Source organism: Streptococcus sp. SS-4456, from assembly GCF_036680365.1.
Classification (GTDB): Bacteria; Bacillota; Bacilli; order Lactobacillales; family Streptococcaceae; genus Streptococcus.
The window spans coordinates 37807-48508 of record NZ_JAVIHI010000012.1 but is presented as its reverse complement, the minus strand read 5'-3'; the positions used below and the strand labels follow the sequence as shown (position 1 = coordinate 48508).

Here is a 10702-nt window from a genome sequence, read left to right as displayed (position 1 = left end):
CGAAGTTCAGCGAACGTCTTTAGACGTCGCTGGAGAGAAACGGCTTACAGCCGGTGTACAAGCCACCCGTTTTCACGGGTGGTTATGACTTTTGTTCCCCTAATAAGCAACTATTCATATTCATTTATCAATGAATATGACAAACTGTCTTAATTTTGCTATAATAGGACAAAACAAGCCGTTTGACGGCTTTTTTCAATGAAGTAATACAAAGGAGGTTTTACATGGCAATTATTCAATGGTTTATTGGACATGTATGTAAAGCCAATAAAATTGAAAGAAAATTTGGTACCTTTTTTTAGAATTAACTCAGCGTAAAAGCCTGATTCTACGGGCTTTTTTAGCTTTCCTTTATAATTTTTTAACATTTTGACTTACACTAAAGAAATAGTAAGTATATTGCTATTTAATCAAATATTCTCAATACTTTTAACTATTTTTGGTTTATTTTTTGGTTTGATTATATCAATAAATCTCATTAAATCTATCATGCATCATTCGTTTTAAACTTATCGAGCAATCAGAATTCTTCTGGTTGCTTTTCTTTTTAAAGAATATTTAAAGGAGGTGTCTATGAATGCTCTCTTGTTTGATGAGCGACCAATTGTCGCAAATCCTGTCTTGGCCAGAGAAATAGGTTTGAATGAAGCAATTGTACTCCAACAAATAAATTTCTGGCTAGAAGTAAATAAACAAAATGGGAAAAATTTCCACGATGGTAGATATTGGACATATAATTCGATTCGGGCTTGGCATGAGTCCGATTTTTCATATCTTAGTTATGAAACAGTTAAAAGGACTTTTTCAAAACTCGAAAAAGCAGGTTTTCTTTTAACTGCCAATTACAATAAAGATCCAAGGGATAAAACCAAGTGGTATTCATTGGACTTAGAAAGAATTTTTGAATTACAGGAAATGGTAAAAATAAAAAGAAATCAAATTGCAGAGAAAGCATTGGATGAAGGAATAAATTCTACATTAACTAATGCATTGGGTCAAAATGACCCAATGGAAAAGTTCATTTTGACCCAATGCACTCGTTCAAAAAGTTCTACTGCATCAGGTCAGAATGACCCAATGCATAGTGTCAATTTGAACCAACCATTACCAAATAATTCAACAAATAATACAACAGATGATACTTCATTTTATATCAATCAATCTATTGAAGAGGGGGATGAACTTGAGAAATTAAAGAAACAAGTACAGTATGAATTATTAGTACAGTCAGGTTGTCGAGAAAAATTATGTGAATGGGATGAGGTTTTACCAGTGATAGCTGATGTGTTTTATCAGCATGATGGAACAATTTCAATCAATCAGATGCGATTGCCGATTGACTTTGTAAAAGATAGATTTAGACAGCTGACAATGTATCATATTGACTACATCTGCGAATGTTTATCAAAGGTTGATACAAACATTCGAAATATCCGAGCTTATATTTTAACAACAGCTTTTAATGCACCTCAGACTATTGGTGCCTATTATTCAAACCAAGTGAAACAAGATTTTGGAGGAAATAACTTATGATTTCAAAAAAATGTAAATTTTGTCTACGTAAATTAACTATTGGACTGGTTTCTCTTACCATAGGACTTATATGTCTTAATTCTACACAAATTTCATCTGTAAATTCATTTACAGTATATGCCAATGAAGTAATTTCTCATCGAAATGATGTAGATGGGAGTAGTAAAGATTGGGGTACTCTAAATGGGAATCAATTCGTTGTTGATTATACAGATACAAGTTTGGAGATTGCTAAGGGGGCACATTCGAGCCTTACTGAGAATTATCAGGCTATTCGTATTCCTGAAGCTTATCCATACAAATTATTAGTCAATGGACAACCTAAAACTTTTTCAGATTTTAAGCGTGATAAACTCGGTAAGCTAATCGCAGAGATTGATGGTCGTGAAGTTCCATTATTAGATTATGGAATGGTTGAATATCAATTGAACCGTTATTTAGGTCAAGATATTTATAATATATACGGGAACCTTTCTTACACTGCATATGCATTTCTAACAACTCGAAATTCTCATCACGGGTATTTTGAATTGACAGAAGCTGACAATGTACGAGATACAAATGGTCAATTAGTCACAGGATTTTTTCAGACTCCACAATACTATGAAATGGCTTCAGCATATCAGAAATCAAATGCAGGCTATTTAAAAGTGCAGGTTGGTGACAAGGAGTTATCAACTAACATCATTGATGGTAGACTAAAGGGGTTGAAATCAGCTACTAAAAAATATTTCTTAGTTTTAAATAGTGAGTTTTCAATAGAACCACAAACAGGGAAATCTATTAAGCATTTGAAAGAACTTACTGAAGAGGAAGTTCAGCAATTGAATGTGACCGACCAAAAAGTAAATTCAAATATTGAATTTATAATTGACGGAAAAACATACAAGACGAGTGGAAGAATCAACTCATGGAAAAACTCTACAATCAATCCGTTAAAAACTCGTCTTGCAATTATGTCGATTGGTGATGGAAGCAACCTACATGGATTTGATTTATTTGCTTCTAATCACAACTATATTGAGGTTGTTGAAAAAGTTGATAACACTCCTGTTATTCCTGAATCAATTTCTAAGAATATTGAGTTTGTAACAGAGGATGGAGAAAAAGTTGGAGACGGACATACAATAACCGGCAACAGAGGGGATGAGGTAACACTTGAAGTGACACCACCTAATGGATATGTGTTTGCAAGTATTCCTCCAACAAGAATTTTACTAAAAGATAATAGCCCATATCAAATTATTGTGAATGAGGTAGTTGGCCAGGAGACTGTTGAAAGGAAAGAGGAAATAAACTACCAGGTAATACGTCAAGAAAATTCAGAAATGTATGAAGATGAAGAAGTTATTGTTAGTAAAGGTAGTAAAGGTATCAGAATAATTCAAGAAACATTCGAAACAAGAAAAGGTACTAGAACACAAAAATTGCTTGATACGAAAACTATTTGAACGTTTGATTGTACTTCATCATATTTTGAACCCGACTGAGCACTTATCTACATTACCTGATGAATTGGAAAATCGGGATTGTCGTTCTATAATCGTACCAGATAAAATTCACTTTCAGAAGAAGTATTTTTCAATGGATAATGTCCTATGCCAGACTAGTCATGTGCAGATATTAGCATCAGAATTGTCTGATAGATTCTTAACTGAATTACTTTCACTAGAGGAGAATATGGTTCTATCATTGCATATTCAAGCCTTGGATCAAGTTGATGCGATAAAGTTAGTCAAACGTAAGTTCACCGATGTTCAACGGATGACGATGGAAGAGCAGAAGAAAGCTTATCGTTCTGGTTATGATTTAGATATTATTCCTTCAGACTTGATGACCTACGGTACTGATTTGAAACACCTATTGAATGATTTACAAAGTCGTGATGAGAAGATGTTTCTCGTTTCGTTTATCATTCTAAACCAAGGATTGTCAAAAGCTAAACTGGACAATGCAGTCTCCCAGTTGGCGACCATCTGCAGTCGCCACAATTGTATGCTGAAATGTTTGGATTACCAACAGGAGCAAGGCTTAATATCAGCACTACCTTTAGGAATGAATTGCATTAAAATAAAGCGGCAATTAACAACTTCAAGCACGGCCGTATTTATTCCGTTTATGACTGAAGAATTATTCATGACCTCTAGTACATCCATCTATTATGGTCTAAATGCCATTAGCCATAACTTAATTATGGCAGACAGAAAGAAACTAAAGAACCCCAATGGTTTAATCTTGGGGACGCCAGGGTCTGGAAAATCATTCTCAGCAAAGCGTGAAATCTCCAATGCTATCTTAGTAACTGATGATGATATTCTCATCTGTGATCCGGAAGGAGAATATGGTGCTTTAGTTGAAGCATTTGGTGGAGAGGTTATTCATGTATCCGCAAAATCAAAAGATTACCTAAATCCTTTGGATATAAACTTTAACTATGGGGATGGGGATGCACCTTTGAAGGATAAAGCGAATTTTATTATGTCTATGCTTGAATTGGTTGTAGGTGGTTCTGGTTTAACTGCAGCAGAAAAGTCAGTTATCGATAGGTGTCTTCCCAAAATCTATGAAGCGTATTTTGAAAATCCGATACCAGAGAATATGCCAATTTTACAAGACCTATATGAATTATTGTTAAAACAGGAGGAAAGTGTTGGCCGGAAATTAGCGACTGAAATGGAAATTTATGTGACAGGTTCCCTTAATGTTTTCAATCATCGTTCCAATGTTGACTTGAATAAGTCCCTCTTATGTTTCGATATTAAAGAGTTAGGAACCCAATTGAAAAAGATTGGTATGTTAGTTATTCAAGACCAGGTATGGAACAAGGTTTCACAAAATAGGCAGAGCCAAAAGTCAACTCGCTATTATATAGATGAATTTCACTTACTATTGAAGGAAGAACAAACAGCACAGTATTCTGTTGAAATTTGGAAGAGGTTTCGGAAGTGGGGAGGTATTCCAACTGGATTAACTCAGAACGTGAAGGATTTATTGGCAAGCAAAGAAATTGAAAATGTTTTTGATAACACCGATTTTATCATGATGTTAAACCAGGCTTCTGGCGATAGAGAAATATTAGCTAGAAAGCTAAAAATTTCACCTTATCAGCTAAATTATGTGACAAACTCTAATGCAGGAGAGGGGCTACTATTCTTTGGGAATACCATTGTCCCATTCTTAGACCAATTTCCTAAGAATACAATATTGTATCAAAAGATGACTACCAAACCAGAGGAGGTCAAGAAAGGCTAGGTGAGAAATGGGAAAGTCAAAACGAATGGTCCGCGAGACCAATAAGAAACATTATTCAAAATCAAAACCTGATATAGGACAACGGAAAGAAGTGCAAGATTTTTCTGGGAGAGCAGTTGATGAGAAAGTTCGCTTTCAGCACCAAATTATTCATAAGGGAAGTAAACTAGAGAGTAACCATCTTAAAGGTGATACGTCAGAAAAGAAGAATCATATTCACAAAAAATCAAATGATAAATCCCCGCAAACACATTCAAACAATCAAGATGCAAACAAATCAACCATACAACTTGATAGTTTACGAACTAAAAAGGTTAATCAGGAAAGTTCGCAACAGTCTCATCCACCAGAAAGATTACAAGTTGAATCAAGGCCACAGACACAGAGGAGACAAGTTCAATTAAATCAACATAATTCTTTTGAAAATCAAAAATTTTCACAAACACAGAACGACAACGCAACTAATGTTCAGACTAGTCTACATTCAGAAATCAAAACAAGTTTTGAGGAGGATATTCAACCAACTCCTCTTGAGACGGATGCCCTACCTCCTGAACTTGTAAGTATTCATGAAGACTTTGTTAATTCAACTGAATTATATATAAAGAAGCATGGGGATATAGAGTCAAAAACTAATCATATTCAAGGAAAAAGCGTTTCACAAAGCAATCAGTCAAATGTTAGAAAACATCGCGAAAGTCCATTTCGTAGATTTGTGACTAATCAAAGTAGAATCGTTGATGCAGACTCAAAGTTTTCCCATCGTAGAAATGAGGGGGAAACAAAATTAATTCATCAGCAAAGCCAAGAAAATACTTCTCAACTTAGAAAAAAGAATAGAAGAATACACGGTCAAGGTGAATTAGTCAAAGAGCGTGGCAATATTTTCTCAGATAGACCTTTATCACCATTTGAAACTGGTTTGGAGTTATCTCAAAATGATGCAGATTCCACTAGTTTTGTTGAGGCAGCTTCAATAATTGAAGGTGATAGTCAATTTATGTTCGGTGCATTATCATCAGTTTCTTACCAACTTACCACTACATCTTATTTATCTTCAGAGGAAATGCTAATTGCCTTGAATCATATTTTCTCTACTTATGAATTGACTTTATCCAATCAGTTGGCGAGATTGAAGGAGTCAAAACCTGGATATGATGAATACATTGTAAAAGGTAGGGAACAAATTGGCCATGATCCGCATGTCTTATTAGCCTATCTGACAGCTCGTTTCGGTGAAATAAAAGACCAAGCAAGTGTTGAACCTGCTATGAGACAATTATATGAGCAGATGTACCATGTTTCCTACCAAGAGGAGAAGGAAATACGGTACCGAACAGTCAAGGAAGAAGTGTTTGACACAAGTGGGAAGAAAACTATTGTAGAAAAACGAGTTCCAGATTTGTATCGAAAATTAATCGCAACGGTTTCTAAAAAAGATATGGATGGTCTAGTTCATGAAATATTTGCGAGTAAGCCACAGAATTTAGAGCATTATAAGATACTACGAGAATCCAAAGGGAACTTAGAAGCTTCTTTTCCTTCAGGTACAGGGATCAGTCTTCCAGGAAATGTATCATCAGTTTACGACGTAAATTTGACAGGTGGTAATTTTCCACCACCAAATCCTAGCCATGTTGCAGCCTTAAACGGTGGTTACCCTGGGCAATGCACCTGGTATGTATATAATCGCTTTTCACAACTTGGAAAGCCAATCCAACATTCCCCAATGGGAAATGGAGGAGAGTGGGCTTTCTACGCTGCAAAATACGGTTATCCAGTTAGTCGGGAGGCACGAGCTGGTACTGCAGTATGTATGCCACCAACTGTACCCTATGCGGACCCTACCTACGGTCATATTGCATTTGTCGAGCGAGTTAATCCTGATGGAAGTATCGTTATATCAGAAATGAATGTTAAAGGGGAGTTCGTGATTTCAACAGGCTATCTTCCTCGTGAGATGGCGGCACAATGTTATTACATAAATTTTGGATTATAAGGAGGAATATATGCGTAAAGATATCCAAATGTTGCAAAAAAAGAAAGAAAAGTTACTAGAAAAAAAGCAAAAACTTGACCAAGATTTGGCTCAGGTTTTGCAGGATGAACAAGATTTAATTTATGAAGAGGTCATTGTTGTCTTTGAAAAATCAAATCTATCACTTGAAGAATTTACTAAAAAAGTTCTATTTGAAAAGGAGTTGTCGCATGAAACGATTATTTAGTTTTGTGAGGTTCGCTGGGTTAGTTATGCTTTTTAGTGGTTGCCAAACTATTTATGCAAGCTCACCAAATACAGACACAAATAGTCAGCCAGTAGCAATTTCGGTCAATCCTCAAGCCTCCGAGCAAAGCAATGCTAAGGGGCAAGTTACAGAAAATGTAGATGCTAATAATCAAGATTATGAAATTACCGAATCTGTTGCGACAAAGCGACAATTCGTCACATTTTCAAGTAAGTCAGGTAAGGTATTTCATTTGATTATTGATCATGATAAAGGTGGACAGAACGTACAATTACTGACAGAAGTTTCTGAACAGGATTTGCTTAACCTAATTGAATCAACTAATACGGTTGCAGTCAAACCACAAAAGATTGAAGAAGTTGTCGAAGAAAAACCTGCCAAGAAAGAAGAACCGAAACAAAATTCTTCAGTTGGAAGCTATATTATCATAGGTCTATTTCTTATAGGAGTTTTGTGTGTAGGTTACTATATGAAGGTCATTAAACCCAAGAAAGAACACAACTTTGAAGAGTTTGAAGAAGATGACGATTATGTAAGTGAAGGCGAAGAGGAAGTTTGACCTTGTTTTCCTTTTTGCAGAATGACAATAGAGGTATTAAAATGGATTTAATAAGTAAGCAAATTAAGAATTTATCACACAATAAATGGTATCATGCTACTTTAAAAAGACATCTTCCGTCTTTGTTGGAAGGGATAAAGGTAGATTTCAACTTAGGACATGAACTTGATTTTGGTGCTGGATTTTATATCACTTCGGATTTTCAACAAGCTCAAAAATATATCAATCGTTTGGTAGAATTTCTAAATGCCAATAATGCTAGTTCGAAATTTTTTGGGAATGTGGATGAGGAAGGAATTATTTTAGAGTTTGAACTGACAGATTTTCCTTCAATCTTTACAACTTCTAAATACAAATGTCACTATTTCAATAGTCATAAGGCTTCTAATGATGTGATAGATTTCGCTGAGTTTGTATTTCAGAATCGGCTTCGCTCAAATGAACGGATTCATCAATTCGATTTTATATATGGAGTTCAGACGGATGATAATCCGACAGGTTTACTTCAAAAATATAAGGCTGGAATGGTTTCAAAAGCAGATGTTTTAGATGAATTTCGTAAGCCATTCTCATTTAAGCAGTTATCCATTCACAATCAAGACTTTTGTGATATAATGAAGGTAAATAAGATATATTTATCTGTAGATGGAAAGGAGTTAGACCAATGGCAGGAACTGTGATTAGCCCAGTTGATTTGTATAGTAATGAATTAGCACAAGCTTTGTTAGAAGCTTCTAAATACAGACTTGAGGCTAGTGTTGCTCATCAAATTGCAAGACAGTATGCAAGTCAGGTGGATTTTGAAGATCCAATCTTGATGCATGTTGGGGTTAACTCCATCGCAAGCACCTTGATTGATAAAATTAAACCTGAGTATTTTCAGACTACATAAAAAGGTTTGATAACTTGATTATTAGAACGATTAGAGAAATCTAGTCGTTTTTTTCTTTTGTCAGAAAGGAGGAATAATGTATTTTTTGGATTTATTTGCAGGGATTGGAGGTTTTCGATTAGGACTTGAACAAGCTGGTCACATTTGTGTCGGTTTTTGTGAAATAGACCGCTTTGCTCGAAATTCCTACCAAGCTATTTTTGATACGGGAGGAGAAGTTGAATTTCATGATATACGAGAAATATCCAATAAGTCATTCCGCAAGCTCCGAGGAAAAATTGATTGCATCTGTGGTGGATTCCCTTGTCAAGCATTTTCGCTCGCTGGAAGAAGATTGGGATTTAATGATACTAGAGGAACTCTGTTCTTCGAGATTGCTAGAGCGGCCCAACAAATCCAACCACGGTTTTTACTGCTTGAAAACGTTAAGGGCATACTCAATCATGACCAAGGGAGGACGTTCAGAACTATCCTCGCCTCGCTTAATGAACTGGGGTATGATGTTGAATGGCAGGTACTTGACAGCAAATATTTTGGTGTCCCTCAACACAGGGAAAGAGTCTATATTATTGGACATTCTAGAGGAAGAAGTCGACAGTTCATTTTTCCTATCGGACGAAAAAGTAAACAGACTAATTTATCAAGTCCAACATGTCTAGGAAATATAAATCCTTCAGGAAGTGGGTTAAATGGAAATGTTTATTCATCGAGCGGCATTTCCCCCACTTTGACTACTAATAAAGGTGAGGGGGTAAAAATTGCTTATCCTATCCTAACACCTGATAAATTGCTTAAAAGGCAAAGGGGACGGCGGATGAAAGACCCAACAGAACCTATGTTCACGTTAACGGCACAAGATCGACACGGAGTTGTCTTGGAAAAACGCATACCGAGGAAACGAGGACTTTACATACGTTCAAATACAAATAAGGGATTCGAGATTGCTGTTGAAGGTGACTCGCTTAATTTTGCTTATCCATCATCAAATTTTCGTAGAGGACGAGTTGGAAAACAGGTTGCTCAAACCTTAGTAACTGGTAACTCTCTTGGAGTTGTAACGAATCAATTGCGAATTCGTAAATTAACTCCAAGAGAGTGTTTTCGTTTACAGGGTTTTCCTGACTGGGCATTTAATCGAGCCAGTAGTGTTTCTTCCAATTCGCAATTGTATAAGCAAGCAGGTAACGCAGTAACGGTACCTGTTGTTTATGAAATTGGCAAGCGATTAGCCGCTATAGAAAAGGAGGGAAAAGCAGTTGAAAACCATGAGAGTTGTTGAATTATTTGGAGGAATTGGTGCTTTTCGGAAAGCACTACTAAATCAGAAGGTCCCTCATGAATTGATAGACTATGTTGAAATTGATAGTAATTGTGTAAAAAGTTATAACGTCCTCTATAACGAGAATTTTATTCCTCAATCCGTTAAAGGGTATTCCTTACCAAATGTTCAGATTGACCTGTTAATGCATGGTAGTCCTTGTCAGGATTTTTCACGTTCTGGACTAAAAAGAGGGGGAAGGAAAGGTTCGTATACGAGAAGTTCACTATTGTTTGAGACAATTATGATTTTAAAAAATGCTGTCAAAAAACCTAAATGGGTCATATGGGAGAATGTCGTAGGTGTACTAGATAAGAAAATGAAACCAACATTTGAGACCTATCTATCTGAACTGGAATATTTAGGCTATTCATCTTGCTATTGGGTTTTGGACAGCTATGATTTTGGAATACCTCAAAAACGGAAACGTGTCTTTGTAGTGAGTTTTCTTGGCGAAGTTAACCCATTTGATTTTTCAAAATTGGAACGCATGAAATCTCCGTCGATGCAGGTATTTTTGGAGAAAGATGTAGCCGAGAAGTATCTGGTCACCCAACCTTCAATTCTAAAATATATTGAAAAAGCTTGTCAGTCAGTTTTTACTGAACGAGTTCATATCATTCAAGATTATTGCTATACCATTTCTACGAAGCAAACACGAGTGCCAAATGCTGGGTTTATTAAACTTACAAATGGGAAATATCGCTATCTAACAGAAAGAGAATGTTTCCGCTTGATGGGATTTACTGATTTAGACTTTGATTTATTACGAACTGTATATCCAGAAAAAACCAACAAGAAATCCAGTATCCTCTATCAACAAGCCGGAAATTCCATAGTAGTACCAGTTCTAGAGGCAATCATAAAACAAATTTATCAGAAGGAGTTAATCAAATGAAACT

Annotated in this window: 10 protein-coding genes; all 10 read left to right on the top strand. The window is 35.8% G+C overall.

The window, feature by feature from the left end; all coding sequences use genetic code 11:
• Positions 1-573 precede the first annotated feature (573 nt).
• The 10 genes from RFK25_RS05290 (at position 574) to RFK25_RS05245 (ending at position 10698) form a co-directional block, all read left to right on the top strand.
• Positions 574-1533, top strand: a complete 960-nt coding sequence (locus RFK25_RS05290) for a DUF6017 domain-containing protein (RefSeq protein WP_172025732.1) — start codon at positions 574-576, stop codon at positions 1531-1533.
• Positions 1530-2984, top strand: coding sequence for a G5 domain-containing protein (locus tag RFK25_RS05285; protein WP_332412052.1), 1455 nt, complete (start codon positions 1530-1532; stop codon positions 2982-2984). The genes RFK25_RS05290 and RFK25_RS05285 overlap by 4 nt, the downstream gene beginning before the upstream one ends.
• On the top strand, positions 2965-4785 hold the full coding sequence (locus RFK25_RS05280) for a VirB4-like conjugal transfer ATPase, CD1110 family (protein ID WP_443035553.1): 1821 nt from the start codon (positions 2965-2967) through the stop codon (positions 4783-4785). The genes RFK25_RS05285 and RFK25_RS05280 overlap by 20 nt, the downstream gene beginning before the upstream one ends.
• 7 nt (positions 4786-4792) lie before the next feature.
• Entirely contained in the window at positions 4793-6784 is a 1992-nt protein-coding gene (locus RFK25_RS05275; protein ID WP_332412050.1) for a CHAP domain-containing protein, read from the top strand.
• Positions 6785-6794: 10 nt separating this feature from the next.
• Positions 6795-7010, top strand: a complete 216-nt coding sequence (locus RFK25_RS05270; protein ID WP_023370257.1) for a hypothetical protein — start codon at positions 6795-6797, stop codon at positions 7008-7010.
• On the top strand, positions 6994-7590 hold the full coding sequence (locus RFK25_RS05265) for a CD1107 family mobile element protein (protein WP_332412047.1): 597 nt from the start codon (positions 6994-6996) through the stop codon (positions 7588-7590). The genes RFK25_RS05270 and RFK25_RS05265 overlap by 17 nt, the downstream gene beginning before the upstream one ends.
• A 41-nt stretch (positions 7591-7631) precedes the next feature.
• Positions 7632-8270, top strand: a complete 639-nt coding sequence (locus tag RFK25_RS05260) for a DUF3990 domain-containing protein (RefSeq protein WP_160863580.1) — start codon at positions 7632-7634, stop codon at positions 8268-8270.
• Entirely contained in the window at positions 8255-8482 is a 228-nt protein-coding gene (locus RFK25_RS05255) for a hypothetical protein (RefSeq protein WP_332412043.1), read from the top strand. The genes RFK25_RS05260 and RFK25_RS05255 overlap by 16 nt, the downstream gene beginning before the upstream one ends.
• 76 nt (positions 8483-8558) lie before the next feature.
• On the top strand, positions 8559-9761 hold the full coding sequence (locus RFK25_RS05250; protein WP_332412041.1) for a DNA cytosine methyltransferase: 1203 nt from the start codon (positions 8559-8561) through the stop codon (positions 9759-9761).
• Complete coding sequence (locus RFK25_RS05245) at positions 9739-10698, top strand: DNA cytosine methyltransferase (protein ID WP_332412039.1); 960 nt, start codon at positions 9739-9741, stop codon at positions 10696-10698. The genes RFK25_RS05250 and RFK25_RS05245 overlap by 23 nt, the downstream gene beginning before the upstream one ends.
• The last annotated feature ends 4 nt before the right edge of the window (positions 10699-10702 follow it).

Excerpts from the sequence above, each read along its gene's own strand:
- RFK25_RS05290 (WP_172025732.1), top strand. The coding sequence starts at position 574 with ATGAATGCTCTCTTGTTTGATGAGCGACCAATTGTCGCAAATCCTGTC.
- RFK25_RS05285 (WP_332412052.1), top strand. The coding sequence starts at position 1,530 with ATGATTTCAAAAAAATGTAAATTTTGTCTACGTAAATTAACTATTGGA.
- RFK25_RS05275 (WP_332412050.1), top strand. The coding sequence starts at position 4,793 with ATGGGAAAGTCAAAACGAATGGTCCGCGAGACCAATAAGAAACATTAT.
- RFK25_RS05270 (WP_023370257.1), top strand. The coding sequence starts at position 6,795 with ATGCGTAAAGATATCCAAATGTTGCAAAAAAAGAAAGAAAAGTTACTA.
- RFK25_RS05265 (WP_332412047.1), top strand. The coding sequence starts at position 6,994 with ATGAAACGATTATTTAGTTTTGTGAGGTTCGCTGGGTTAGTTATGCTT.
- RFK25_RS05260 (WP_160863580.1), top strand. The coding sequence starts at position 7,632 with ATGGATTTAATAAGTAAGCAAATTAAGAATTTATCACACAATAAATGG.
- RFK25_RS05255 (WP_332412043.1), top strand. The coding sequence starts at position 8,255 with ATGGCAGGAACTGTGATTAGCCCAGTTGATTTGTATAGTAATGAATTA.
- RFK25_RS05250 (WP_332412041.1), top strand. The coding sequence starts at position 8,559 with ATGTATTTTTTGGATTTATTTGCAGGGATTGGAGGTTTTCGATTAGGA.